The organism is Halomonas rhizosphaerae (assembly GCF_030010555.1).
Classification (GTDB): domain Bacteria; phylum Pseudomonadota; class Gammaproteobacteria; order Pseudomonadales; family Halomonadaceae; genus Halomonas; species Halomonas rhizosphaerae.
The window spans coordinates 168,618-195,164 of the sequence record NZ_JASCQP010000028.1; the positions used below are offsets into that span (position 1 = coordinate 168,618).

Sequence of the window (26,547 nt, forward strand, 5' to 3'; positions counted from 1 at the left end):
CCCGGGGCGATGGCTGGGAGGAAGCGATATTCTACGCGCCGGGCCGGCGAGGGACCAGCTGCGGTCGCTATCAGGCCGTCTCGAGCAGCTCGCTGGAGCGGGCAAAATGATGCTGCGAGAAGACGACCCTTTCCTCGGGAGCGACACCCTCGGGCTGGCGTTCGATCAGGTCCAGCCGGGAGCGCAGCCCCTCGCCATTGGCCATCTGGATCGCCAGCCCCGGGCGGGCGTTGAGCTCCAGCAGCATGGGGCCATGGTCTCGGTCGAGCACCATGTCGGTGCCGAGATACCCGAGCCCTGTCATCTCGAAGCAGCCGGCGGCCAGGCGCAGCAACGTGGCCCAGTCGCTGATACGCAGGCTGGCGAGCTCGTGGCCGGTATCGGGATGGTCGTGACGCCTGCGGTCGAACTGTACCCCCCGGATCGCGGTGCCGCTGGCGATATCGATGCCCACGCCCACGGCTCCCTGGTGCAGGTTGGCCTTGCCATCCGAGGCGGCGGTGGAGAGGCGCATCATTGCCATCACCGGATAGCCCTTGAAGACGATGACCCGGATATCCGGCACCCCCTCATAGGTGTACTCGGAGAAGGATTCGTCGAAGTTGATCAGCGCCTCGATCAGCGCCACATCCGGGGAGCCCCCCAGCGAGTAGAGCCCGGAGAGGATGTTGGAGACATGGCGCTCCACGTCGCCAAGGGTCAGCTGGGCGCCGCTGGGCTTGACGTAGCGGTCGCCATCGATCCGCTCGATGACGAGGATGCCCTTGCCGCCGCTGCCCTTGGCCGGCTTGATCACGAACCCTTGATGGCCCACGAGCATGGCAAGGATATGCTTGACGCCGAACTGGGTGGTCACGGTGCCGATCAGCGCCGGCGTGGTGATACCGTATTCCTGGGCCAGCAGCTTGGTCTTGAGCTTGTCGTCCACCAGCGGGTAGAGCCGGCGATTGTTGTAGCGGCCGATGTAGCGGATGTTGCGCCGGTTCATGCCGATGATTCCCTTGGCATGCAGGCGGGCAGGGGTCGTCCACATGGTGTCAGTCCTCCGTGACCGGCTTGAAGCGGCGCAGCTCGAGCAGGCGATAGCCGGTGTAGTTGCCGAGCAGCAGGATCAGCGCCATCAGGATCAGCTGGACGCCGAGGAAGTTGAAGGTGATGTGGCGGACCCAGGGGTTGTTCATCGCCAGATAGGCCAGTACCGCGGTGATGAGACTGCCGCCGCCCTGGATCAGTACCTGCTTGGGGCCTTCCTCCTCCCAGAGGATCGACATCCGCTCGATGGTCCAGGAGAGGATGATCATCGGGAAGAAGGTGATGGTCAGGCCGGCATTGAGGCCGAAGCGGTAGGAGAGCACCGAGAACACCGAGATGATGGCGATGACCGTGATGATCACCGCCGTCACTCGCGCCACCAGCAGCAGGTTCAGGTAGGAGAGATAATTACGGATGACCAGTCCCACGGCCACCACGAGCAGGAACCCGACCAGCCCGGTAACCAGGGTGGTCTGGATGAAGGCCAGCGCGATAAGCACGGGCATGAAGGTGCCCGAGGTCTTGATGCCGACCAGCACCCGGAGGATCACGACCATCAGTGCGCCGATGGGGATCAGCAGGATGGTCTGGAACAACGCCTGATCCTCGAGCGGCAGGCTGTGAATCGAGAAGTTGAGCAGGGTGTCATCGGCTAGCTGGCTGCGCACCGCCGCCGCCGCCGGCTGGTTGCGGGAGAGCATCGAGAAACCGACCCGCGAGTCGCTGCCGCCCTGGACCTCGAGCACCGCCTGTCCGGCGGACTCCCAGAGGAGCAGGTTATCCGGGCGGCCTCGGGTGCCGGTACGCGGATCAAACAGCGCCCACTCCTGTTCATCGAAGACCTGGATCCAGGGCGTCAGGCTCTGCCGCCGGCGGCCATGGTCGAGCAGCAAGCCGCTGACCTCGCGGGCCGGTACGCCGGCCTGGTTGAGCAGGCGTACCAGCAGCGGTGTGCGGTCGAACTGGGTCAGCAGGAGGCGCGCATTTTCCCCCTGACGCTCCTCGGTGAAGTCAGTGATCAGCTCGCGTGCGAAGGTGTAGGGGTCGGAGCTGCGTGACCAGGCCCGCTCGATCACCTGGCTGGCCGCGGTGTCGTAGGGCGTTTCCCAGACGATGTCACGCCGCAGGGGAGGGGGTTCGATCTCCGGGCTCTTCGACTCCGGGGCGACCAGTGCCTGGACGCTGTAATAGAGCTGCTGGTCTCCCGTCGCCTCGCGCGTGGACCATTCTGCGCGGCGGCCGCCGTTCTCCTCGAGAAAGGCCAGCCCGTAGCCGGGCGAGGCAGTGTGTTCGGTCAGGATGCGATACCCCTGCTGGCTCGAGGGCAGCGCCATGTTGACCTTGGCCGAGCCGCCATCGGCGGTAAAGTTGACCTGGGCCTCGATCTCCCAGACCTGGCGCTGCTCGCCCGGTGTCCAGGGCACCTCGAACTGCACATGGCGGTGAATGCTCAGAGCGACACCGGCCACCAGCAGGAAGGCGACGATCAGGTAGAAGGGCAGTCGTGACATGGGTCTTCCTTGATGGGGCTTGAGTCAGGCGAAGGAACTTGGCTTTGTCCCAAAACTGGCTGCACTCGGCCATACGGCGTTACAAAATCGGCTCGAAGTACTCATTTACACCCTGCAAACTCGCGTGCGAGCCCAGTCCGTATCATCGCCGATGATTGTCTTGTCTTGCCGTCGCTCGCCGACATTTCAGACAAGCCCGACGTCACTCTTCGGTTTCGGCTTCGTCTTCATCGCGATCAGCGGCCTCGTCGGTGCCGGCTTCCTCTGCCGGACGCCCGCCCGGGAACTCTGGGCGATCATGAAGGTACTGCTCGGCCACGTCGATGATGGCGATGTCCATCAGGAAACGACGACCCAGCAGTACCGGATGGTCCAGGTGGGTGCGGTCGTTGAGGGTGAACTGCACCGTCTCGCGCAGCGGCCCCAGGGTCATCAGCAGGCTGATCACTGGACGCGAATCCTCCCCGGAGGCCTGGATGATGCGCACCCGGCGTTCCACCGGGGCCTCGATCCATTCGTCACGCACGCTGTCGACCACGCTATCGGCTTCGTTGAGCCCAAGCTTGAAGCGGACCCAGTTCTCGCCGTCGCGCTCGAAGCGGGTAATCTCGGTAGCCGACAGCGACGAGGTGGTGGCCCCAGAGTCGATACGGGCCTTCAGGTAGGTGCCGACACCGGGCAAACCGATCCACTCGGTGCGACCCAGGATCTCCTTGTTGTCCAGGCGCGTCGGGCTGTCGCTGCACTGACTGGCCACCTGGGGCACGTCGTCATCGCGGTCGAGACGTGCCACCTCGCCACGTAGTTGCCGCAGCAAGCTGCCGACCTCACGAACGTCCGCCGACAGCGCCTGCTGCTGTTGCAGCTGCTGATCGAGCCGGCCCTGCTGAGCGGTCACGCAGCTGGAGGTGACGGCGCCTTCCAGCTGATCGAGTCGCGCCTGGAATTCTCCGCTGGTGACGAGCGGCGGCGGAGGCTCACGGTCGGGCAGCAGGGTGCAGCCGCTCAGCAGCAGGGTGGCAACGATCAGGGTGCTGGCAAACGGCAGGCAATGGCGCATGTACAGGGCTCGAGCAGCAGGGTGATGCGTGATGATAAGGAGTCGCCTCCAGCCTTGTCCAACGTCGACGGGACGCGACAGCATGATTATAGTCGACCAGAGCGCATTACCCATGGTCTTCATTTAACATAATATACATTATACGAACTATTGGAAGCACACTTACCTGGGCCCTTTGATGCCGGTCAAGACGCTTGCCGTATCGTGTGAAACTACTCGTTCATAAGGTAATGACTGGACTACCCTTCGCCTGGGAAGTTTGCCTGACGATCGTCGTCAGGGCTTCGAGATACAGACAAGGAACCGGCAACCCGCGTTCGTCCCGCTGCCGCTGGTGCTGGCGGTGTCGGCTGCCAGCCACACCCAGGCCCAGGAAGACGCCGGAAGGACCGACTGGACCCATGATATCGGCGTCACGGTGGGCAACGAGTACCACGACAACATCTTGCACGAGCACGAGAACTGCGTCTCCGACACCATCACCACCGTCTCACGCCTTGCCACGTTGTCGGCGATGTGCAACGCCATAGGCCTCAGTCCTCCGGGCGGTACCGTGTCAAGACGCCCTTTCCGGTGACGCGTTCGGGCGATATGGCGCCGGCATCGCAAATCCGCTAGCCTTCCTGTACAAAACCCTATCACTGGAACTGAGAATGTACAGGAGATGGCTTTTTCGCCTGGTCGTGCTGCTGCTCTCCCTGGGGCTGCTGGCCGGCTGCAGCAGCGTCGATATCGCGCGCTATGCAGGCACCACGCCGCGCCTCGACATCGGAGAATACTTCGACGGCAAGACTCGCGCCTGGGGCATGGTGCAGGACTACAGTGGGGAGGTGCAGCGCCGCTTCACCGTGGAGATCGACGGTCGGCTCGAGGGCGATACCCTAACCCTGGACGAACGCTTCACCTATGACGACGGCGAGACCGACCGGCGCGTCTGGACCTTCGAGCGTCAGGGCGAGGATCGCTGGATCGGCCGAGCCAATGACGTCGAGGGCACGGTGGAGGCGCGCCAGGCCGGCCACGCCTTCACCATGCGCTACCGCCTGCCCGTCGAGGTCTCGGGACGCGAGATAACCTTCACCCTGGACGACTGGATGTACCTGCAGCCCGACGGGCGGCTGATCAACCGCACCGCCATGCGCAAGTTCGGGGTCACTCTCGCCGAAATCACCATCGTCTTCGACCAGTCGCCCTGACGACAACGCCCCCGACTCACAGGAGCCGGGGGCGTCGGAGGATCCTCTCGACCGGCGGTGGTCGATCAGATCGGCTTCTTGTCGTCGGCCTCGGCCGGCGCGTAGGAGCCATCTTCGCGGTGCACCTCGTTGCCGGTCAGGCCCGGCGTGAACACGCAGGCCAGGTGCATGGTCTTGCTGGCGCGCAGCAGGTGCTCGTCGTGCTGGTCGAGGATGTAGATGTCACCCGGCTTGATCGGCCAGATCTTGCCGTCGGCCAGGGTTTCCACCTCGCCCTCGCCTTCGATGCAGAAAACGGCCTCGAAGTGATGCTTGTAATGGATGTGGGTCTCGGTGCCTTCGTAGATGCGGGTAATATGGAAGGAGCAGTTGCCACCATCATCGGCCAGACTCAGGCGGGTGCTGTCCCAGTTGCCGTTCTCGGCCTTGACCAGGCGGTCGGTCTTGCGGGCGTCATCGAGATTGCGAACGATCATGAATGCTCTCCAATGGTATCAGTGACGGACCGGTCGGCCCCTGCCGACCGGTCGATGACTGGGCCGCCCATGGGGCGACACCCTCAGACTATCAGCTAAGCGCCTGTTTGGTGCTGGTCTCGAGAATATCGAGGCCCTTGTCCAGCTCCTCATCGGTGATGGTCAGCGGGCAGAGGCACTTGACGACCTCGCCGTCCTGGCCGCTGGTCTCGATGACCAGACCGTTCTCGAAGGCCTTGTGGGTGATCTTGTCGGCGATGTCACCGCTACCCACGTCGATCCCGCGCATCAGGCCGCGGCCACGCTCGGAGGCCTCGATGCCCAGTTCGCCGAGCATGCCGGCGATCTTCTGGAAACGCTTGGCGACCACCTCGCCCTTGCGCGCCACGTCCTGTGCCAGGGCGTCGTCGCTCCAATAGTGGCGCAGGGCGGCGGCCGCGGTGGTGAAGGCCAGCGCGAAGCCGCGGAAGGTGCCGTTGTACTGGCCCGGCTTCCAGACATCGAGTTCAGGACGCATCAGCACCTGGGAGAACGGCAGGCCAAGGCCGGAGAGCGACTTGGAGTTGGTGACGATGTCGGGGACGACATCGGCATGCTCGAAGCTGAAGAACTTGCCGGTGCGGCCGCAGCCGGCCTGGATGTCGTCGACGATCAGCAGGATGTCATGGGCGCGGCAGATGCCCTCGAGGCGCTTGAGCCAGTCGAGGCTGGCGACGTTGATGCCGCCCTCGCCCTGCACGGTCTCGACGATGACACCGGCCGGGATGTCCAGGCCGCCGGACTTGTCGCCGAGCAGCTTCTCGAAGTAGTCCAGAGTGTCGGCGCTGTCGCCCAGGTAGCCGTCAAAGGGCATGAAGCTGCCGCCGACCGTCGGCACCCCGCCGGTGGCCTCGCGGAACTTGCGGTTACCGGTGGTGGCCAGCGCCCCCATGGTCACGCCGTGAAAGCCATTGGTGAAGGTGACGATGTTGTGGCGACCCTTGGCGTTGCGGGCCAGGCGGATGGCCGCCTCGACGGCATTGGTACCCGTCGGCCCGGGGAACTGGACCTTGTAGTCCAGGCCGCGCGGCTTGAGGATCACCTCGTCGAGGGCCTCGAGGTAGTCACGCTTGGCGGCGGTCCAGAAGTCCAGACCGTGGATGATGTTGTCGTCGGCCAGGTAGTCGAGCAGTGCCTGCTTGATGTGCGGGTTGTTGTGGCCGTAGTTCAGGGTGCCGGCACCGGCCAGGAAGTCGATGTACTCGCGGCCGTCCTCGTCGGTCAGACGGGCATTCCGGGCCTTGGTGAAGACCACCGGAAAGGAGCGGGAATAGGTCCGGACTTCGGACTCCATGCGTTCGAGGATCTGGGTCTGCATGTGCGACCTCCTGTTGGCAAATAGAAAGGGATCAGACGCGTGAGCGCGGCTGAAGGGTGTGGGGTCGCCTGCCGCTCGGAAGCGGCAGGCAGTGAAGCGGGGCGCTCAGATGCGATCGGTCTGGAAAGGACCGATGCGCACGAGGTTTTCCGGGTCGTGCTCGCCACCGAGCTGGTCGGTGGAGAAGTATTCGCGGCTGTTGAGCGGCGCCTGCCAGCGGTCGGCAAGCCGACGGAACAGACCCCAGGAGGCCTGGTTGTCGGGCGTGATGGTGGTCTCGAGGTGGTGCACCTCGGCCAACTCCGGTCGGGTCATCACGGCTTCCACCAGGCGACGGGCGAGGCCCGTGCCGCGCGCCTTCTCGCCGACCGCCACCTGCCACAGGAAGTAGGTGTCCGGGGCATTGCTCTTCACGTAGCCGGAGACGAAACCGACGATCTCGCCCTCCTCGTTGGTGGCCACGGCACAGCTGTCGCGGAACTGGGTCGCCAGCAGCAGATAGGCATAGGCGGAATTGACATCCAGCGGGGGGCAGGACTTGACCAGCTCGTAGATTCCCCAGCCGTCATCGGGATTGGGCTTGCGGATGAACAGCGGATACGTCTCGTGACCGACGACGGCATCCGCCACGGTGGGGCGGGCCAGGTCGGCGGAAGGCGTGAAGGGCTCGGTGGTTGCGTTCATTGTCGTGGTTCGCTGTAGCGAATTTGGGAAGGAGTATAACAGCGGCTTATCGGCAATTCAAAAGGATGTTTATCCTGTCGACTCGGATCCATAACGGAAAATTATACTCCGTGACCCGCTCCCGCCTGTCGCGCCGCTTGTCTTGGATAATAGACCACTCCGGGACGTCGGGACGTCTGACCAGAATGCAGCGGGCCACCCCGGAGGATGGCCCGCTGCGATGCCCGAGGCGGGCAAGGGCTCAGCGCCGTGTCGGCGCGCGCATGGTGACGAACTCCTCGGCGCCGGTGGGATGGATGCCCACGGTGGCGTCGAAGTCTGCCTTGGTGAGGCCCGCGCGCACCGCCACGGCGATGCCCTGAATCACCTCACCGGCCTCCTCGCCCACCATGTGGGCTCCCACCACCACGTCGCTCGCATCGTCAACGATCAGCTTCATCAGGCAGCGCTCGCTGCTGCCGGACAGGGTGTGCTTCAGGGGGCGGAAGTCGGCGACGTAGACGCGGATCTCGCCACACGTCTCACGGGCCTGCTCTTCGGAGAGTCCCACGGTACCGATGTTGGGGTGACAGAACACCGCGGTGGGGATGTTGCGGTAGTCCAGGGGGGCCGGCTCGGCCTCGTCGAAGTGGTGCCTGACCATCTGCATGGCCTCGGCGAGGGCCACCGGGGTCAGCTCGGGGCCGCCGGACACGTCACCCAGGGCCAGGATGGAGGGCACGGAGGTCTCGAAGCGCTCGTTGACGCGCAGGTGACCGCTGTCCGTCAGCGCGATGCCGAGACGATCAAGCTCCAGGCCCTCGAGGTGGGGGCGGCGGCCGGTGGCGGCCAGGACCGCATCCACCTCCAGCTGCTCGCCATTGGTGAGGCTCACCAGCAGGCCTTGCTCGACCTTCTCGATCGAGGCGATATTGGCCTCGAAGTGCAGCTGGACGCCCTTCTTGGCCATCTCGTCGCGGGAGCATTCGCGCACCTGCTGATCGAAGCCGCGCAGGAACAGCTCACCGCGATAGACCAGGTGGGCATCACTGCCCAGTCCATTGAAGATACTGGCGAACTCCACGGCGATATAGCCGCCGCCCAGGACCAGGAAGCGCTCGGGAAAGCGCTCGAGGTCAAAGACCCGGTTGGAATCGACCACGTGCTCGTTGCCCGGGAAGTCCGGCACCCAGGGCCAGCCCCCCACGGCGACCAGGATCTTCTCCGCGCTGAGGGTCTCGTCGTTCACGCTGACATGGTGTTCGTCCAGCACCTTGGCGCGGCCGTTGATCAGGCGCACCCCGGCCGTGTCGAGCAGGCGCCCGTAGATGTCGTTGAGCCGCTTGATCTCACCGATCTTGTTGTCGCGCAGCGTGGCCCACTCGAAACGCGGGGCCTCGGGCAGGTCCCAGCCGAAGCCGCCGGCATCCTCGAAGGCCTCGTGGAAGTGCGCCGCATAGGAGTAGAGCTTCTTGGGCACGCAGCCCACATTGACACAGGTGCCGCCCAGGTAGCGATCCTCCGCCACGGCGACCCGCGCGCCGGTGGCGGCGGCGGTGCGGGCGGCGCGAACGCCGCCGGAGCCCGCCCCGATCACGAACAGGTCATAGTCGAAGTCTGACACGCAAGTCTCCTGTCGAAGGGTCGAGCCGCATTCGGCTCGCCGGTGTATCTCGAGGCGAGATCATACCAGCCGAGGCTACGCCCAGGGAGAGCGGTTGACCCCCCCGGCAGGCGAGGTTAAAAGGGGGCACCAAACCTGCCCGCCAACCCTTCCGGAGCCTGCCATGAAACAAGAGATCGAGAGACTGCTGGCCAACAACCGCAGTTGGGCGGAGAAGATGTGCCGGGACGACCCGGACTACTTCGCCCGCCTGGCCCGCCAGCAGACTCCCGACTACCTGTGGATCGGCTGCTCCGACTCCCGTGTGCCGGCCAACCAGATCATCGACCTGCCGCCGGGCGAGGTCTTCGTCCACCGCAATGTCGCCAACCTGCTCCACCACAACGACATGAACGCCCTCTCGGTGGTGCAGTTCGCCGTGGACGTGCTCAAGGTGCGCCACATCATGGTGGTCGGCCACTACGGCTGCGGTGGCGTGCGGGCAGCCGTCGCCGGCGGCGAGTGTGGCATGGTCGACTACTGGCTGCATTCGGTCCGCGAGCTCTACAGCCGCCATCGGGGGGCCCTGGAAGCACTGTCCCTTGAGGAGCAGGTCGACCGCATGTGCGAACTCAACGTCGAGGCCCAGGTCAACAACCTGTGTCGGACCAAGATCGTCCAGCGCGCCTGGCAGCGCGGCCAGGCGCTCTCGGTGCACGGCTGGGTCTACGGGCTGAGCGACGGCCGGGTCTCCGACCTCGATTGCAGTGTCCACGGCCTCGACCAGGTCGCCACCCTGTATCGCATCGACCGCATCACCCCCGCCGGGGACTGAGCCAGGCCCCAGCCGGCGGGGCTCATTCGCCGGGCGCATGAGCCCTCTCACAATTTCGATTGTGCCTCCATGGCCAGGCTCACTATGTTGTTGGCTGGACCTTCGTGGTCATCACATCAACAACAAGTCTACCGGCATGGAACGACACATGACTCTCAAGAAGACCCTGCTGGCGAGCGTGATCGGCGCCGCCATGACCACCACCGTGCTGCCCTCCATGGCCAGCGCCGAGACCACCCTGCGCATGGCCTACGATGCCGACCCGGTCTCGCTGGACATCCACGAGCAGCTCTCCGGAGGGATCCTCCAGCTCTCCCACATGACCTTCGACCCGTTGGTGCGCTGGACCAGCGACCTGGAGTTCGAGCCGCGACTGGCCACCGACTGGGAGCAGGTCGACGACACCACCATGCGCATGACCCTGCGCGAGGGCGTCGAATTCCACAGCGGCAACGCCCTCACCGCCGAGGACGTGGCCTGGACCGTCGAGCGCCTCAAGCGCAGCCCGGACTTCAAGGCGATCTTCGAACCGATCGAGAGCGTCACGGCCATCGACGATACCACCGTCGAGTTCACCACTCGGGACCCCTACCCGCTGTTGCTGAACCTCGCCACCTACATCTTCCCGCTGGACAGCGCGTTCTACAGCGGCACCGACGAGGACGGCGACCCCAAGGACGAGATCGTCAAGAACGGCAACTCCTTCGCCTCGGCCAACCTCTCCGGCACCGGTCCCTTCACCGTGGTCGAACACCAGAAGGGCAACCGCATGGAGTTCGACCGCTTCGACGACTACTGGGATGAAGACTCTCCGGGCAACGTGGACCGCATCGTGCTCACCCCGATCAGCGAGAACGCCACCCGTGTGGCCGCCCTGCTCTCCGGGGACGTGGACTTCATCGCGCCGGTGCCGCCCAACGACCTGGACCGCGTGCGCGAGGACGAGGATGTCCAGCTGGTCACCATGTCCGGCACCCGTATCATCTTCTTCCACATGAACCAGGAGCGCGTCGAGGCCTTCCAGGACCCACGGGTCCGCCAGGCCTTCGCCTATGCCGTCAACCAGGAGGGCATCGCCGACCGCCTGATGAAGGGCTTCGCCACCCCGGCGGCGCAATTCTCGCCGGAAGGCTATGCCGGCCACGTGGCAGACCTCGAGCCGCGCTACGACCTGGAGAAGGCCAAGCAGCTGATGGAAGAGGCCGGCTACGCCGACGGCTTCGAGATCTCCATGATGGCGCCCAACAACCGCTACGTGAACGATGCCAAGATCGCCCAGGCGGTGGCCGCCATGCTGGCGCGCATCAACGTCACGGTGGACCTCAAGACGCTGCCCAAGGCCCAGTACTGGGGCGAGTACGACGACCGCGCCGCCGACATGATGCTGATCGGCTGGCACGCCGACACCGAGGACAGCGCCAACTTCCACGAGTACCTAACGGCCTGCCCGGATGCCGACAGCGGTGCCGGCCAGTACAACGCCGGCAACTACTGCAACCCGGAGCTCGACAAGCTGGTGGCCGAGGCCAACCTGGAGGTCGACCTCGAGAAACGGGCCGAGATGCTGCAGCAGGTCGAGCAGACCCTGCATGACGAGGCGGCCGTCGTGCCCCTGCACTGGCAGGACCTGGCCTGGGCCTCGGCGGCCAACGTCGATATCGAGCCGATCCTTAACGTGATGAACTTCCCCTACCTCGGGGATCTGGTCATCGAGGACGAGTAAGCCTCCCTCGCGCCGGCCCTCGCGGGCCGGCCATCCGAAACCTGACCCCTGTGACGCGCTCGCCAGCCGAGTGCGTCGCCGCGTGTTGCACACGGGACGCCAGCCATGATCGCCTTCCTGATCAAGCGCCTCTTCCATGCCCTGCTGGTGATGTTCGTCATCAGCATCATCGCCTTCGCGATCCAGGACAACCTGGGCGACCCCATCCAGCAGATGGTCGGCCAGTCGGTCCCGGAGAGCGAGCGCGAGGCCCTGCGCGAGCAGCTGGGCCTCAACGACCCCTTCCTGGTCCAGTACCTGCGCTTCGCGGGCAATGCCCTGCAGCTGGACTTCGGCTACTCCTACATCTTCAACCAGCCCACCACCGAGGTGATCCTGCGCCACCTGCCGGCGACCCTCGAGCTGGTCTTCGCCACGACCCTGCTGATCGTGCTGTTCTCGGTGCCGATCGGCGTGTATAGCGCGATCCGGCCACGGGCGTGGCTGTCGCGCTTCTTCATGGGGGTGTCGATCATCGGCATCTCCATCCCGGTCTTCCTCACCGCCATCATGCTGATCCAGCTGTTCGCCATCGGCGTCTCCTGGTCGCCCTTCCCCGCCGATACCGGCTGGGGCGCCTGGCTCAACGACCTGATCACCACCGAGGGGGGCATGCCGGCCTACGGACGCGGCAACCCGGTGCCCGTGTTCGGTACCTGGGCCACCAACTTCGCCTCCCTGGAGGGCCTCACCTACCTGGTGCTGCCGGCCATCTCGCTGGCCTCGATCATGCTGCCGCTGTTCATCCGCCTGATCCGCGCCGAGATGCTCGAGGTGCTGCAGTCCGAGTACGTGAAGTTCGCCCGCGCCAAGGGCATCTCGCTGCGCCGCATCTACTTCGTGCACGCCCTGAAGAACACCATGCTGCCGGTGATCACCATGGGCGGGGTGCAGATCGGCACCCTGGTGGCCTATACCATCCTCACCGAGACGGTCTTCCAGTGGCCGGGCATGGGACTGATGTTCCTCAACGCCATCCAGCGCTCCGACGTGCCGCTGATCATCACCTACCTGATGATCGTGGGGCTGATCTTCGTGATCACCAACACCCTGGTCGACCTGATCTATGGCCTGGTCAACCCCACCGTCAAGCTGACAGGGAAACCCGCATGACAACCACGACACCCCGGGTGGCGAGCCGCTGGTCACGCTTTCGCGGCTCCTACCTGCTCTACAGCTTCAAGCGTGACCTGATCGCCCAGCTGAGCCTGGTGGTCTTCATCGCCCTGGTCGCCGTGGCGGTGCTGGCCCCGTGGCTGGCGCCCATGAACCCCTATGATCTGGCGCAGATCGACATCATGGCCTCGGAGCTGCCGCCCTTCTGGGTCGAGGGCAGCGACCCGACCTACCTGATGGGCACCGACGCCCAGGGCCGCGACCTGCTCTCCACCATCCTCTATGGCGCCCGGGTGTCGCTGATCATCGGCTTCGGCGCGGTGGCCCTCCAGGCGCTGCTGGGCGTCAGCTTCGGGCTGCTCGCCGGCTACCTGGGCGGGCGCGTGGATGCCTTCCTGATGCGCCTGGCCGACATCCAGCTGTCGTTCTCCACCCTCATGGTGGCCATCGTGGTGGGCGCCCTGGTCAAGGCGATCTTCGGTGGCGCCACCTTCAGCGCCTATGCGGTGCCGCTGCTCGTGCTGATCATCGGCCTGGCCGAATGGCCCCAGTATGCGCGCACGGTGCGCGCCTCGGTGCTGGCCGAGCGCCACAAGGAATATGTCGATGCTGCCCGGGTGATGGGCTTTACCAGCCGACGCATCATGTTCCGCCATATCCTGCCCAATACCCTGTCGCCGATCTTCGTCATCTCCACGGTCCAGGTGGCCAACGCCATCATCTCCGAGGCGGCGCTCTCCTTCCTCGGCCTGGGCATGCCCGAGACCCAGCCGTCGCTGGGCTCGCTGATCAAGTCCGGCTTCGACTACCTGCAATCGGGCTCCTGGTGGATCACCCTGATCCCCGGCCTGGTACTGGTGGTGCTGGTGCTGGTGATCAACCTGCTCGGCGACTGGCTGCGTGACGTCCTCAACCCGCGACTCTACAAGGGCTGAACCATGGCACTTCTCGACGTAAACCATCTCGACGTGCGCTTCGCCCTTCGCCGTGGCGATGTCCAGGCGCTGCGCGATGTCAGCTTCAGCCTCGAGCGCGGCGAGCGCCTGGGGATCGTGGGCGAGTCCGGCGCCGGCAAGTCGGTGGCGGCCTTCAGCCTGCTCAACTTGATCGCCAAGCCGGGCTATATCGCCGGCGGCAGCATCCACTTCGACGGTCGCGACCTGACCCGGATGAGCGACCGGGCGCTGCGCCATGTCCGCGGCCACCGCATGTCGATGATCTTCCAGGATCCGATGATGACCCTGAACCCGGTGCTCTCCATCGGCGAACAGATGGTCGAATGCCTCAAGGCCCACCGGCGCATCTCGACCCGCGAGGCCCGGGCGATCGCCCTGCGCAAGCTCGAGCAGGTGCAGATCCCCTCGCCCACCGCGCGCCTGGACCAGTATCCCCACGAGCTCTCCGGCGGCATGCGCCAACGGGTGATCATCGCCATCGCGCTGCTGCTCGACCCCGACATCATCATCGCCGACGAGCCCACCACCGCGCTGGACGTGACCATCCAGGCCGAGATCATGGCGCTGCTGCTCGAGCTCTGCGAGAAGCACAACGTCGGCCTGATCCTAATCACCCACGACCTGGGCGTGGTCAGCCAGGTCACCCAGCGCATGCTGGTGATGTATGCCGGACGGGTGATCGAGCAGGGCCCGACCCGGGAGATCATCAACGATCCTCAGCATCCCTACACCCAGGGCCTGATCAACGCCCTGCCCCAGATGGCCACGCCCGGCAGCCGGCTGAACCAGATCCCCGGCAGCATGCCATCGCTGGACAACCTGCCGAGCGGCTGCGCCTTCCACCCGCGCTGCGGCTTCGTCGAGCGCGCCGACGGCACGACCCGACGCGCCTGCATCGACGAGGTCCCCGGCTTCGTGACCTCCGGCAACTGCCGGGTTGCCTGCCACATGGTCGCCGAGATGCTCGAGCGCGAACGCATCCCGGCCGAGGAGATTCGCTGATGAGTGCCACCGCCCACGCCCAGGCCCTTTCGCCAGAGGCGGCCCACCCCCTGCTGGAGATCCGTGGACTGGAGAAGCACTTCTCGCTCTCCGGGGATTTCCTCGAGCAGCTGAAGTTCAAGAAGGGCAGGATCGTCCGCGAGCAGAAGCACGTGCATGCCATCAATGGCGTCGACCTGGATATCCGGCGTGGCGAGGCGCTCTGCGTGGTCGGCGAGTCCGGCTGCGGCAAGTCCACGGTGGCCCGCACCGTGATGGGCCTGCTCCATCCCAGTGCCGGCGAGATCCACTATGACGGCCAGCGCATCGACGACCTCTCCCACAAGGCGCTGATGCCCTATCGTCGTCGCATGCAGATGATCTTCCAGAACCCCTATGCCTCGCTCAATCCGCGGATGACCATCCAGCAGACCCTGGAGGAGCCGATCCGCCTGCACCACCCGGAGTGGTCGGTGCAGCGCATCAAGGAGCAGGTCGCCGAGGTGATGACCTCGGTGGGCATCGCGGCCGACTGGGGCGGCCGCTATGGCCACGAGTTCTCCGGCGGTCAGCGTCAGCGCATCGCCATCGCCCGCGCCCTGGCGGTGGACCCCGAGTTCATCGTCGCCGACGAGCCGATCTCGGCGCTGGACGTGTCGATCCAGGCCCAGGTGCTGAACCTGCTGATGGAGGCACAGCAGCAGCGCAACCTGACCTACCTCTTCATCACCCATGACCTCGCCGTGGTCGAGCACTTCGGTACCCGGGTGGCGGTGATGTACCTGGGCCGGGTCTGCGAGGTGGCACCGACGGCGACGCTCTTCGCCCGGCCGCGACACCCCTACACCCAGGCCCTGATGTCGGCGATCCCGCGCCTCGAGGACGACCGGCCACAGCACATCCGCCTGGAGGGCGAGGTGCCCACGCCGGTGAACCTGCCCTCGGGGTGCGTCTTCCACGGCCGCTGCCCCCATGCCAATGATCGCTGCCGGCGCGAGATCCCGGGCCTGATCGCCACCGCCGACGGCGGCCAGGTGGCCTGTCACGCCGTGGAGGAAGGGCGCATCGCCTGAGGCCCGTCACGCTATGGCACAATGCCGGGGGCAAGACACGGCCGCGGCACGCACGAGGATCGACATGGAACTGCGCTGGCTGGAAGACTTCATCGCCCTGGCCCGGACCCAGCACTTTTCCCGGGCGGCGGAGGAGCAGAACGTCACCCAGCCGACCTTCTCGCGACGCATCAAGCTGCTCGAGGAGGAGATGGGCGCGACCCTGATCAACCGCCAGACCCTGCCGCTGTCGCTGACCCCGGCCGGGGAGGAGTTCCTTGGCCTCTGCCAGGAAGTCACCCGCCGGGTGGCGGCGACCCGGCAGCGATTGGCCCACCTGGCCGAGGAGCAGGCCGGGCAGCTGCGGCTGGCGGCACCGCAGAGCCTGCTGGCGCACTTCCTCCCCGAGTGGCTGGCCAACTGGGCCTCGCCCCCGCCGCTGACGCCCTACCTGCGCGCCACCGGCTGGCTCGCCGGTGATTTCTTCGAGGCCCTGGCCCGCGACGAGTGCGACCTGGTGCTCTGCTACTGGCCGCCCGGCGCCTGCCCCCAGATGCCGGAGACCGAAGGACTGGTGCATCGCTGCCTGGGCAGCGAGCGGATGATCCCGACCTCGCTGCCCGAGGCCGACGGCCGCCCCCGCTTCTCGCTTGAGGCCGGGGCCCGCTTCACCCTGCCCCTGATCGCCTACCACCCCCGCGGGCTGATCGACCTGGCCCTGCGCAGCCACCTGGATGCGTTGCCCGGGGCACCGCGCTTCCGGGTGCTCCACGAGAGCATCCAGAGCGGCAACATCCGCGAGCTGGTCGGCCTGGGCTATGGCCTCGGCTGGCTGCCCGAACGCACCGTGCGCGGCGACCTGGCCACCGGCCGGCTGGTGCGGGCCGGCGATGCGCGCTGGGAGGTCCCCCTGGAAATCCGTCTCTATCGCCGTCGCGATCGCGGCCAGCCCGCCCTCGAGGCCCTCTGGGAGGCCCTGCCCGACCCCGCTGCGCCCCGTCGCCCCACACCGATCCCTTCACCGGAGTCCCCATGACCGTCCCTGCCATACCCTCGCCGCTCGCCCCCCTGCAATTGCGCCATCTGGAGACGCTGCAACAGGCCTACGGCGAGGTGCTGACACGCCTGGGTCTAGATGGGGTGCTGCTCTACAGCGGCCAGCCACGCCGCCACTTCGCCGATGACCAGGAAGCGAGCTTCGCCGCCTATGGCCACTTCATGCACTGGACCGGCCAGGCCGACCTCGCGCGCAGCTGGCTGCTGATCCGCCCGGGCCAGCGACCCAGACTCAAGATCCATGCCCCGGATGACTTCTGGCACCTGCCGGCCTACCTGCCCGACGAGCCCTGGGGGGAAGCCTTCGACATCGAGATGGCCCGCGACGACGCCCCGCCCCTCCTGCCGGCCGGTCGCTTCGCCGTGCTCGGCGACGTGTCGGCGGCGCTCGCCGAGTCGCTTGGTGCCGACGGCAACCCGGCGGCCCTGGTGGGGGCCCTGGACGAGTGCCGGGTCCGCAAGAGCGACTACGAGATCGCCTGCCTGCGCGATGCCAACCGGCAGGCCATGGCCGGCCATCGCGCCGCCCGGGAGGCGTTCCTGGCGGGTGGCGCCGAGCTCGATATCCAGCTCGCCTACCTGAGCGCCTCCCGCCAGCGCGAGACGGCCCTGCCCTACGCCAGCATCGTGGGGCTCAATGCCCACGGCGGCGTGCTGCACTACCAACACTACGACAGCGTCGCGCCCGCCAGGCGGCGCAGCCTGCTGCTCGACGCCGGCCATCGCCACCGGGGCTATTGCGCCGACATCACCCGTACCTGGGCCGGGCCCGATGCCGATCCCGCCTTCGCGGCGCTGATCGAGGGCATCACGGCGCTGCAGCGCCGTCTCATCGACGCGCTGGCGCCGGGGGTCGACTATGTCGAACTGCACCAGCGCATGCACCGGGCCCTGGGGCAGCTGCTGGCCGAGCAGGGGCTGGTCCACTGCACGCCAGAGGCCGCGGTCAATCAGGGCATCACCCGGGCCTTCTGCCCCCATGGCCTGGGCCATTCGCTGGGCCTGCAGGTCCACGACGTGGCCGGTCGGGTGGACGGGGCGGGCCGGCCCCTGCCGCCCCCCGAGAGCGACCCCGCGCTGCGCCTGACCCGGGAACTGGAGACCGGCATGGTGGTCACCATGGAACCCGGGCTCTACGTGATCCCCATGCTGCTGGCACCGCTGAAGGAGCGCGTGGCGGGCCGCGACATCGACTGGCCGCTCGTCGAGCGCCTGGCCGACCACGGCGGCATCCGCATCGAGGACAACCTGGTGATCACGCCCAGCGGCCACGGCAACCTCACCCCCGCGGAGTGACACCCCGATGGACGCGACCTGGCACGCTGCCGACTTCCGCCCGCCGCCCGGGCTTGGCAACCGGCACGTCCAGACCCTGCTGCCCCGCTGCCTGCCTCGGCCGGCGGTCGACGCCGAGACCGAGATCCTCGAGCTGCCGGACGGGGACTTCGTCGAACTGGCCTGGGCGCACCCGCTGCCCGACCGGGCCGACGCGCCCATCCTGCTGCTCTTCCACGGGCTCGAGGGCTCGCTGGCATCGCCCTATGCCCGCCACCTGCTGCACGCCGCCGCCCGCCTTGGCTGGCGCGCCCTGCTCATGCACTTCCGCGGCTGCGGGGTCATGCCCAATCGCCTACCCCGGGCCTACCACAGCGGCGACACCGCGGATGCCTACTGGCTGATCGGCCAGCTGGCCCATCGCTATCCCCGCGCCCTCAAGGTCGCCGCCGGGGTCTCCCTGGGGGGCAACATGCTGGTCAAGCTGGTCGCGGAACAGGGTGGCGACGGGCTCGACCTGGCCGGCGCCATCGTCATCAGCGCACCGCTGGAGCTCTCGGCCTGTGCCGATACCCTGCGCCACGGCTTTGCCCGGGTCTATGAACGCCACCTGCTCGGCTCGCTCAAGCGCAAGATGACCGCGCGTCTCGCGCGCGGCGAGCTGCCACTGACGCTCACGACGCGAGATCTCCACGCGCTGGAGAGCCTGCGTGACTACGACGAGGCCGTGACGGCCCCCCTGCACGGCTTCGTCGGCGCGGAGGACTACTACCGCCGTGCCTCCGCCGGCCCCCTGCTGGGCGAGGTCGAGCTGCCGATGCTCATCCTGCATGCCGACGACGACCCCTTCATGCCGCCGGCGCTGTTCGCGAGGCTGCCGGCGCCCTCCCCGTCGGTGCGGGTGGAACTCGCCCGCCAGGGGGGCCACGTGGGCTTCGTGGAGTGGCGCGAGGGGCGTCTGCAGTCCTGGCTGGCCCGCCGAGTCGCCCATCAGCTCGACGCCTGGGGGCGCCCCGGCGGGCTGACGGGCTGGTCTCCCGGGCGGGTGATCAGCCGATCGGGCAGCTGACGCCGGTCCCCTTGAGGCCACAGTAGCCCCCGGGGTTCTTCGCCAGGTACTGCTGGTGGTACTCCTCGGCGTAGTAGAAGGCCTCGAGGGGCTCGACCTCGGTGGTCACGGGGCCCCTGCCGCTGCGCGCCAGCGCCGCGGCATAGGCCTCGCGGCTGCGCTCGGCCAGCTCACGCTGGCCAGGGGTGGTGGTGAGGATGATCGAGCGGTACTGGCTGCCGACGTCATTGCCCTGGCGGTGTCCCTGGGTCGGGTCATGGGCCTCCCAGAACACCCGCAGCAGGGACTCCAGGTCGACCCGGCGGGGGTCGAAGACCACCCGCACCACCTCGGCATGGCCGGTCCGGCCGCTGCAGGTCTGCTCATAGGTGGGGTTCGGGGTCACGCCGCCGGCATAGCCCACCGCGGTGACGTGCACGCCGGGCAGTTGCCAGAAGAGCCGCTCGGCCCCCCAGAAGCAGCCAAGCCCGAGCACGATCTCTTCCATGCCCTCGGGCCAGGGGGGCTGCATGGCGTGGCCGTTGACCAGGTGGGTCCCGCTGATCGGCAGCGGCGTGTCGCGCCCCTCGGGCGCATGGTCGGGATGCAGTGGCATGGCATGGGCTCCATTGTCCGGTGGAATGTTCGCCTGGCATGGCAGGGTCGCCTCATGGGCTCGGGGGATCGCCCGGCAGGCTGAAACTGTAGACCAGGTCGACCGCCTGGGCCGCCCCCGAGACCGCCTCGAGATAGAGGCTGCGCCACAGCTGGTAGCGCAGGGTGAGCTCGGCGATGGGCGAGAAGACGCCCACCCCGTAGCCGATGCTCAGGCGCTCGGTGAGGTTGCCGGTGACCACCACCTGGCTCTCCTCCCCGGCCCCGGCGGTGTCGAGGCTCAGGTCGTCGATGCCGAAGGCCTCGCCGATGGCGCCCACGGCGCCGCCGGTCTGTCCCAGGGTAATGCCGATCAGCGCGGAAGTCAGGGCGCCGTCGGCGCCACCGCTGCCGCCCGGAGCGCGCCCGCGCAGCAGGTAGGAGAGCGCACTGGCCTCGTCCATGGCCGGCTCCGAGAAGATCTCCAGGCTCGGCGAATCCGCCGAGCCAGTGACGCGCATGCCGGCGATCACCCCGTCCTGGGTGGTCGCGGGGTTGCGGATCGCCTCGAAGTCGAGCAGCGGCTGCCCGGGGGGACCGCTGAAGAAGATGATCCCCTCACGGATCAGCAGGTCCTGGCCGAAGGCCCGGAAGCGGCCATCGACCAGGCTGACGTCGCCGAACAGCTGGACCGGCCCGTTCTGCTGTCGGACCTCGAGGTTGCCCGAGAGTCCGGACTCCAGGCCATAGGCTTCGAGCTGCATGTCCGGCCCCAGGGAGAGGGTAATCAGGACATCGGTGGCCATCCCGGCCCGGGCCATGGCCTCGGCGGTGGACTCGCCGGTCTCCCCGTCCTGCGTGGCGTCGCGCTGCTCGGCCGCGGCCTCTTCGGCGCGACGGTCCTGCTCCTCGGTGATGATCACCTCGTCCGGGCTCGGCGCCATGGCCGAGTCCGGCACCTCCCCGGCCTCGAGCCTCGCCCAGGGGATGTCGACCGTGCCGCGTACCTGCAGCCGCTCGGGGGTGGCACGGATTCTCAGGTCGGGGGCCAGGCGCAGACGCCCGAACTCTGGCAGTACTGCCAGCAGGGGATCATCGACGGCCTGCAGGTCGACGGCGGCCTGCCAGCTGCCCGATGCCGGCCAGCGGGCATTGCCCCCGATCTCCAGGCGCCCCTCGTCGGCGGCCAGGAAACCGTCGATGTCGGCCCGGTCGCCGGCCAGTTCCACGACCAGTTCCCCGTCGCGAACGTCCAGCGGCAGATCCAGGCCGCCGGCCCTCAGCCCCGACAGGGCGAGCCGGCCGTCGAGCCGGGGCGTCTCGCGGGTGCCGCCGATGCGGATATCGCCGTCGAGCCCCCCTTCCAGCGTCTCCAGACCGGCGGCCAGGGGGCGATAGGGGGCCAGGCGCAGGTCCTCGATGCGCAACCGGCCGTCGAGCCCCCCCTCTCCCAGCGGCTCGTCGATGCCCAGGGCCAGGCGTAGCTCACCGCTGTCCGCCAGCCCCAGCAGCAGGTCGAGATCCGCTCGCGTCTCGCTGGCATCGACCTGCAGGCCCAGGCTGGTGCCGGGGACCGACCAGGGCCGGCCATAGGCGTCCTCGCCGGTGACCTCGGCGCGGCTGTCGAGGTCGGCGGCCAGCTGCCAGCGCGTCCCGCCGGCGGACCAGCCGGCCTCGAGGTTGCCGCCGCTCTCGCCGCTGATACGCCACCCCGGCGGCATGGCGGCGTCGGCCAGGTCCATGGGCAGGTCGCGGATCGCGAGCGCCGCCCGACCGGCCTCTGCCGAGGCCTCCAACGGATCGGTCAGGCACACCTCGCCCCCCTGGCGGCGGGTCAGGCAGAAGGGCGCCACCCGGGCCGACCCCGCGGGAAGGTCGGCGTCGAAGGTCAGCGCCTCGGCGAGGCGGATATCACCGAACTCGCTGTCGATCTCGAGCGGTGAGAGGACCCCGCGATAGCGCTCCCGGGCACCGTCGAGCCCGCCCTCCAGGGCCAGGACCAGCCGCGACAGCGGCATCTCGTCGCCGCCCTCGGCGGCCAGACGCAGGCGGTGCTCCGAGAGGCGGCCGTCGAGGTCCAGGGTGAGGGCATCGAGACGCTGTCCGCCGGCCTCGAGGCGGCTGACCTCGAGGGCCAGTGCCAGGTCGGGGTCCTCCAGGCCGGCGACGCGGGCCGTCAGGTCGAGCGCCTCCACGGCGTTGCCGGCGAAGGCCAGTGAGCGGCCGGTCAGCGCGAGATCGAGCTCCGGTGCCTCGAGGCTGCCGGCCGTGGTGAATCGTCCGGCCAGGGTGCCGCCGAGATCGGGATAGAGGGTGTCCAGGGTGGGCATGTCCAGGTCGCCGGCCAGGTCCAGGGCCTCGCGGGTCACACGCCCGGCCAGGCTGACCCGGTTGGCGCCCTGGCGAAAGTCGAGGGTCTCGATGTCCCAGCGCATCTCGCTGTCCCCGGCGAGGACGGCCTCGAGACTCAGCGGCCGGTCGTCCAGCACGCCCTGGATATCCAGGCCCGGCACCTCGAGTCGCCAGCCCGCGTCGCCCTGGACGAAGGCCAGCTCGGCGCCGCCGCCCAGGCGACCGTCGAGGCCCTCGACGAAGCGGCCGGGGTCCAGGTTGTCAAGCGTGAGCGTGGCCGCGACGTCGAGGCCGTCGCGCCAGGCGGCCTGCCCTCGGCTGAGGAGCACGGCGCCCTGCTGGTTGACCGTCAGTGGTGACCAGCGGAAGTGCTCGAGGTCACCGCTGCCACTGACCAGCAGGTCGGTGGGCGGCAGCGACGGGCCCTGGACATTGAGCGACACTCGGCTGCGATAGTCGACCAGGCTACCCTCCAGGTGCACCGCGAGCGCCTCGACCTGCCAGGGCTCGGCGGGCGCTTCGCTCGTGTCTTCTCCCGCCTCGTCCGCCTCATCTCCTGCCTCGGCCGGCGCTTCTTTCCCCTCGCCGACCGGCGGCTCCTCTGCCCCGGGCAGCGGCCACTGGAGGGCATCGCTCTGAAGCGAGGCAGTGAACGGCAGGGTCGGGTCGAGGGCGTCGAGTCGGGCCACCAGGTGGGCCTCGACCGGCCCCCGGGTGACCAGGTCGACCTCGAGGTCGGCCAGGCTGCCGGCCAAGGCGAGCTCGACGCGCTCCCCCTCCAGCGCCGGCATCCGCTCCGGCAGGTAGAGGTCGGCGGCCAGCCGGGCCTCCAGGGGATAGTCGTCGCGAAGCGCCACGCGAGCCATCAGTTCGGCATCCGCATCGGCGGTGGCGACCGCCAAGGTGTCGATCTCGACCTCCTGCCCGCGGGCGCTGAGGCGCAGCAGCAGCTGCTCCACGCCATACTCGACCGAACCGTCGATCGCGACATCCTCGATGGCGAGCTCCGGGACCTCCACCGCCATGGGCAGGGTCACCTCGGGGAGCACGCGGCGCGGCCGCTCGTCGAGGGGCAGGTCGGCGAGTCCTTCCAGTTCAGCGGCGGCTCCGGCCGGCAGCGGCGAGCGCACGGCGATGGCCGCGTCGATGGCGGCCGCGGAGAGCCGGGGGCCGTCCTGCTCGGCCTCGCTCAGGGCCAGGCGGGTGCCCGCCGAGAGCGGCAGGGTCAGCCGCGTGCCGGCCAACCGGGTGGGCAGCAGGGTCAAGGTGCTCTCCTCGGCCTGGACACCGGTGGTGAAGGAAGCCCAGGTCAGCCGGGTCCCGTCGGCGAGTTGCAGGGTCACATCACTCAGCGATAGCTCACGCAGCTCCACCGGGAACGGCAGGCGGATCTCCTCGAGGGACGCGCCGGCCCCCTCCTCCGACTCGGCCTCCGGCCCGGCGTCGGCTTCTGCCAGGCGGATATCGGCACCTTCCACGGCCAGCCGGTCGAGACACAGCCGGCCCTGCAGGACGCACTCCTCGGACCAGGCCAGTTCGAACCGCGTCAGGGCAATGCGGGCCGCGCCGACCTCCAGGCGAAGGTCATGCAGCACCAGGCGATCCAGCGGGGCGCCCTCCACGGCGCCCAGTTCGTAGAAGCCGCGCTTGGCACCCTGCTCGAGCAGCACGCCGGTCCCCCAGGGCGAGAGCGCCAGGCCCAGCAGCAGCAGCACCAGACCCAGCAGCCAGAGGGGCAGGACGATCAGCAGTCGGGCCAGGGCCCAGGTCAATGCACGGGTTCTCAAAATGTGGACTCTCAGAATTCCGGACCGATGGCGAAGTGGATGCGGAAGGCATCATCGTCGTCGAAGGGATGGGCGACATCGAGGCGAATCGGGCCGACCGGCGAGATCCAGCGCACCCCCAGGCCGGCACCGGTCTTCAGGTCGCTCGGGCCCCAGTCGCTGAAGGCATCGCCGGTGTCGATGAAGCTCGCCGCCCACCACTTGCCGGTGATGCGACGCTGGGCCTCGAGGCTGGCGGTGAGTAGCTGCTCGCCGCCGACCAGCCGGCCCTCGTCGTCCTCGGGGGCGAGGCTCTCGTAGCCGTAGCCGCGCACGCTGCGATCGCCACCGGTGAAGAAGCGCAGCGAGGGGGGGATATCCTCGAAGTCGTCGGTGGTGATGCTGCCGACGCCGACCCGGCCCACGAAGCGGTTGTCGTCGCCGAGCATACGGATCCATTCGCTGTCGCCGGTGAGACGCAGGAACTCGGCGGACGAGCCCCACCAGTCACTGGAATACTCCACGGCCAGGCGCTGGCGATCGCCCCAGGTGGGAAAGGTGGGATTGCGGGTACGGGTGCGCGACCAGCTGATGCCGGGATAGAGCAGCAGCACTTGGTTGGAGACACCGGCCTGGGTGAAGTCCTCGTAGGTGCCGCGCACGTAGAGGGTCTGCTCCCAGTCGTTGTCGAACGTCCAGCGACGGGCCGCCTCCACCGTGCTCTCCAGGGTCCGGGTGTCCTCGTTGTCCTTGTTGCGAAGGCCATACTGGAAGCGATAGCTGTCACGCAGCGGGTCCTCCAGCGGCATGGTGTAGACCCCGGTGAACTGCTGCTCGGGCCCCGAGATGTAGAGGTCGTGATCCAGGCCGTGGCCATAGCGGTTGATCCAGGGCTGGTCCCACGAGAAGCGCAACCGGGGGCCCACGTCGGTGGCATAGCCGACCCCCACCTCGAACTGGTGGCGGTCGGCGGGGGTCACCACCACGTCGATGGGCACCTCGGGAGCGTCGGGACGCTGCAGGCCGGCGGCCGCCACCAGCGCCCCGGAAGCGATGCGCGGCCCACGGTCGACGGACTCCACGCCCTCGACCTCGAGGGACTGCCACCAGCCCGGTTCGACGTCCGGCAGCGCCAGTCGGGCCAGCTCCCGGTCCAGGCGCGGCCGCACGTTCACCGAGGCGAACCACTCGGTCTGGCCCAGGCGCTGGTTGAACCTGGCCACCTCGCTCGCCAGGTAGGGCTCCCCGCTGGCGAAGGGAGCCAGGGCTTCCAGCCGCGAGGTCTCGATATGATGGCCCTGGAAGGTCACGTCGCCGAAGCGATGGCGCCGGCCGCTGTCCAGTGCCAGGTAGAGCCGGGCGCTGTTGGCATGGGGCCTGACCTCCATCCGGCGGTCGGCGAAGCGCCAGTCGAAGTAGCCGCGTTCGAGGGCGAGATTTGCCAGCCGGCTGCGCAGGCTGTCGAAGGGGGCATGGCGCAGGCGGTCGCCTTCCGACAGGGGGAAGGCCTCGATGGCCTCGGTGAAGGGGGCATCCTCGGCAGCATCGCCGGTCACGGAGAGTGCCAGGACCTCGATCCGCACCGGCTCCCCCGGGCTGATGGCCAGGGTCACCCGAGTCGGGTCCTCGGGATCGTCGAAACGCGGCTCGATCCGGGGCGAGTAGTAGCCGTAGACCCGCAGCGCCTCGCTGCTGCGCCGCAGCACCTCGCTCTCCAGGCGCTCGGGGCTGTACTGCTCGGCCTCAAGCCCGTCGAGGTAGAGGCGGACGTTCTCCGCCAGCGGGTCCTCGATGCCCTCGATGGTCGCCTCGAGGGCCAGGGCGCCGGGCGCCAGGCCCAGGCAGAATGCCGCCGTCCCCAGGCGTGTGAACACGCGATTATCCATTGGTAGCGCTTCCTGACTGGCGACATGTCACTGGCGCAGGGCCTCGAGCTGGGCGCTCGTGGCGAGCTGCGCCTGGCGCAGCTCGCGCAGCCCGGACTCGATGTCCCGAAGCCGGTTGCCCAGCGTCTCAATCCGTTCCTGCGCATCATCGCGTGATCCCGCCAGGGCTTCAACGTCGGCCTCCAGGTCCGTCAGCGCCTCGTCCAGGTCCGCAAGGCGCGACTGCTGGGCATCACGATGGTCGGCGAGACGCCCCTCCAGCTCCTCCAGGGCCGTGGCCAGGGTCTCGCGTCGTTCGATCTCTGTCTCGCGGTCAGCGTCCAGGCCGGCCAGTTGCTCGCGCAGCGCGCCGCGCCCCTCCTCGCCCGCGCGCTCCAGGGCATCCAGGGAGCTGCGAGTCGCGGCCAGGGTCGCGGCCAGGGTGTCGTCCTCGTCGTCCTGGCGGGCGAGCCGTTCCTCGAGGGCATCGATCGCCTCCTCGAGGGGCGCCAGGCGCTCTTCCTGACGCGTCTCGAGCGTGGCCAGGCGCTCGTCGATGACCGCGTCGAGCTCGGCCTCCAGGTTGGCCAGCTCGTCCAGACGGTCCTGCAGCATGGTGAGGGCCTCCCCCCGCCCCTCTTCCGCGTCGAAGCGGGCATGCACGTTGGAGAGCTCGCCGCTGACCCGGGCGATCTCGGCCTGCAGCCGAGTGCGCTCCTGCCAGCCGGCCCAGGCGAGGGCGGCACAAGCGGCGATGAGCAGCAGCACCAGCAGCCACAGCGGCCATACCCGCGGGGGCGGGGGCTGATGCCTGCGTGGCGCCGACAGGCTGGCATCCGGGTCCGGTACGATCGGCCGGCTGTACCGGGGGGCATCCGGGCGCTCTGCCATGGCGAACTCCTTCTTTGGGGAACGGGGTGGCCGGGGCCCGGTCGATTGGCGCCCCCGGGGCCGGGTGCTATGATGCCGCGACAGCACCGACACATCATCC

General features: G+C 68.1%; 22 protein-coding genes. 11 read left to right on the forward strand and 11 right to left on the reverse strand.

Translation table 11 applies throughout. From position 1 onward, the window contains the following. Positions 1 to 70: 70 nt before the first annotated feature. From QLQ83_RS13000 to QLQ83_RS13010, 3 genes are all read right to left on the reverse strand, one after another. Positions 71 to 1,033 (reverse strand): alpha-L-glutamate ligase-like protein, encoded by a 963-nt coding sequence (locus tag QLQ83_RS13000; RefSeq protein WP_282735944.1) that lies wholly within the window; start codon positions 1,031 to 1,033, stop codon positions 71 to 73. Between the two features lie 4 nt (positions 1,034 to 1,037). Continuing rightward, positions 1,038 to 2,543, reverse strand: coding sequence for a UUP1 family membrane protein (locus QLQ83_RS13005; protein ID WP_282735945.1), 1,506 nt, complete (start codon positions 2,541 to 2,543; stop codon positions 1,038 to 1,040). Positions 2,544 to 2,745: 202 nt separating this feature from the next. After that, positions 2,746 to 3,603 (reverse strand): ATP-dependent zinc protease family protein, encoded by an 858-nt coding sequence (locus QLQ83_RS13010; RefSeq protein WP_282735946.1) that lies wholly within the window; start codon positions 3,601 to 3,603, stop codon positions 2,746 to 2,748. 259 nt (positions 3,604 to 3,862) lie between these two features. On the opposite strand from QLQ83_RS13010, the gene QLQ83_RS13015 reads away from it, so the two are divergent. Both QLQ83_RS13015 and QLQ83_RS13020 read left to right on the forward strand, forming a co-directional pair. Continuing rightward, positions 3,863 to 4,180 (forward strand): hypothetical protein, encoded by a 318-nt coding sequence (locus QLQ83_RS13015; RefSeq protein ID WP_282735947.1) that lies wholly within the window; start codon positions 3,863 to 3,865, stop codon positions 4,178 to 4,180. A 76-nt stretch (positions 4,181 to 4,256) separates the two neighbouring features. Continuing rightward, positions 4,257 to 4,799 carry a DUF3833 domain-containing protein gene (locus QLQ83_RS13020; RefSeq protein ID WP_282735948.1) on the forward strand — a complete coding sequence of 181 codons (543 nt, stop codon included), beginning with the start codon at positions 4,257 to 4,259 and terminating at the stop codon, positions 4,797 to 4,799. Between the two features lie 65 nt (positions 4,800 to 4,864). Here the strand turns inward: QLQ83_RS13020 and QLQ83_RS13025 are convergent, their stop codons facing one another. The 4 genes from QLQ83_RS13025 to gorA all read right to left on the reverse strand — a co-directional run bounded on the left by QLQ83_RS13025 (position 4,865) and on the right by gorA (position 8,919). After that, positions 4,865 to 5,275, reverse strand: a complete 411-nt coding sequence (locus QLQ83_RS13025; protein WP_282735949.1) for an ectoine synthase — start codon at positions 5,273 to 5,275, stop codon at positions 4,865 to 4,867. Between the two features lie 91 nt (positions 5,276 to 5,366). Beyond that, the gene (ectB, locus tag QLQ83_RS13030; protein WP_282735950.1) at positions 5,367 to 6,632 is read right to left on the reverse strand and encodes a diaminobutyrate--2-oxoglutarate transaminase; all 1,266 of its coding nucleotides are present in this window, start codon (positions 6,630 to 6,632) and stop codon (positions 5,367 to 5,369) included. A gap of 105 nt (positions 6,633 to 6,737) precedes the next feature. Continuing rightward, positions 6,738 to 7,316 carry a diaminobutyrate acetyltransferase gene (gene ectA, locus QLQ83_RS13035; RefSeq protein ID WP_282735951.1) on the reverse strand — a complete coding sequence of 193 codons (579 nt, stop codon included), beginning with the start codon at positions 7,314 to 7,316 and terminating at the stop codon, positions 6,738 to 6,740. Positions 7,317 to 7,557: 241 nt separating this feature from the next. Beyond that, positions 7,558 to 8,919 (reverse strand): glutathione-disulfide reductase, encoded by a 1,362-nt coding sequence (gene gorA / locus QLQ83_RS13040; RefSeq protein WP_282735952.1) that lies wholly within the window; start codon positions 8,917 to 8,919, stop codon positions 7,558 to 7,560. A gap of 163 nt (positions 8,920 to 9,082) precedes the next feature. On the opposite strand from gorA, the gene can reads away from it, so the two are divergent. The 9 genes from can to QLQ83_RS13085 all read left to right on the forward strand — a co-directional run bounded on the left by can (position 9,083) and on the right by QLQ83_RS13085 (position 19,000). Continuing rightward, on the forward strand, positions 9,083 to 9,733 hold the full coding sequence (can, locus tag QLQ83_RS13045) for a carbonate dehydratase (protein ID WP_282735953.1): 651 nt from the start codon (positions 9,083 to 9,085) through the stop codon (positions 9,731 to 9,733). A gap of 148 nt (positions 9,734 to 9,881) precedes the next feature. After that, complete coding sequence (locus QLQ83_RS13050; RefSeq protein WP_282735954.1) at positions 9,882 to 11,456, forward strand: ABC transporter substrate-binding protein; 1,575 nt, start codon at positions 9,882 to 9,884, stop codon at positions 11,454 to 11,456. Between the two features lie 105 nt (positions 11,457 to 11,561). After that, the gene (locus QLQ83_RS13055; protein ID WP_282735955.1) at positions 11,562 to 12,608 is read left to right on the forward strand and encodes an ABC transporter permease; all 1,047 of its coding nucleotides are present in this window, start codon (positions 11,562 to 11,564) and stop codon (positions 12,606 to 12,608) included. Next, positions 12,605 to 13,546 (forward strand): ABC transporter permease, encoded by a 942-nt coding sequence (locus QLQ83_RS13060; RefSeq protein WP_133634157.1) that lies wholly within the window; start codon positions 12,605 to 12,607, stop codon positions 13,544 to 13,546. The genes QLQ83_RS13055 and QLQ83_RS13060 overlap by 4 nt, the downstream gene beginning before the upstream one ends. A gap of 3 nt (positions 13,547 to 13,549) precedes the next feature. Then, positions 13,550 to 14,569 (forward strand): ABC transporter ATP-binding protein, encoded by a 1,020-nt coding sequence (locus tag QLQ83_RS13065; protein ID WP_282735956.1) that lies wholly within the window; start codon positions 13,550 to 13,552, stop codon positions 14,567 to 14,569. After that, positions 14,569 to 15,621: an ABC transporter ATP-binding protein gene (locus QLQ83_RS13070; RefSeq protein ID WP_282735957.1), complete on the forward strand. Its 1,053-nt coding sequence runs from the start codon at positions 14,569 to 14,571 to the stop codon at positions 15,619 to 15,621. Before QLQ83_RS13065 ends, QLQ83_RS13070 begins: the two co-directional genes overlap by 1 nt. 64 nt (positions 15,622 to 15,685) lie before the next feature. Beyond that, positions 15,686 to 16,636, forward strand: coding sequence for a LysR family transcriptional regulator (locus tag QLQ83_RS13075; RefSeq protein WP_282735958.1), 951 nt, complete (start codon positions 15,686 to 15,688; stop codon positions 16,634 to 16,636). Then, positions 16,633 to 17,952 carry a Xaa-Pro dipeptidase gene (gene pepQ, locus QLQ83_RS13080; RefSeq protein ID WP_282735959.1) on the forward strand — a complete coding sequence of 440 codons (1,320 nt, stop codon included), beginning with the start codon at positions 16,633 to 16,635 and terminating at the stop codon, positions 17,950 to 17,952. Before QLQ83_RS13075 ends, pepQ begins: the two co-directional genes overlap by 4 nt. A gap of 7 nt (positions 17,953 to 17,959) precedes the next feature. After that, positions 17,960 to 19,000, forward strand: coding sequence for a hydrolase (locus QLQ83_RS13085; RefSeq protein WP_282735960.1), 1,041 nt, complete (start codon positions 17,960 to 17,962; stop codon positions 18,998 to 19,000). Here the strand turns inward: QLQ83_RS13085 and msrA are convergent. The 4 genes from msrA to QLQ83_RS13105 are packed head-to-tail and all read right to left on the reverse strand — an operon-like array spanning position 18,981 to position 26,447. Next, positions 18,981 to 19,595 carry a peptide-methionine (S)-S-oxide reductase MsrA gene (gene msrA, locus QLQ83_RS13090; protein WP_282735961.1) on the reverse strand — a complete coding sequence of 205 codons (615 nt, stop codon included), beginning with the start codon at positions 19,593 to 19,595 and terminating at the stop codon, positions 18,981 to 18,983. The two genes, QLQ83_RS13085 and msrA, sit on opposite strands and share 20 nt — an antisense overlap. 52 nt (positions 19,596 to 19,647) lie before the next feature. After that, positions 19,648 to 23,712: an autotransporter assembly complex protein TamB gene (gene tamB, locus QLQ83_RS13095; protein WP_282735962.1), complete on the reverse strand. Its 4,065-nt coding sequence runs from the start codon at positions 23,710 to 23,712 to the stop codon at positions 19,648 to 19,650. A gap of 11 nt (positions 23,713 to 23,723) precedes the next feature. Next, entirely contained in the window at positions 23,724 to 25,577 is a 1,854-nt protein-coding gene (tamA, locus tag QLQ83_RS13100; RefSeq protein WP_282735963.1) for an autotransporter assembly complex protein TamA, read from the reverse strand. A gap of 27 nt (positions 25,578 to 25,604) precedes the next feature. Continuing rightward, positions 25,605 to 26,447 carry a coiled-coil domain-containing protein gene (locus QLQ83_RS13105; protein ID WP_282735965.1) on the reverse strand — a complete coding sequence of 281 codons (843 nt, stop codon included), beginning with the start codon at positions 26,445 to 26,447 and terminating at the stop codon, positions 25,605 to 25,607. Positions 26,448 to 26,547 lie beyond the last annotated feature (100 nt).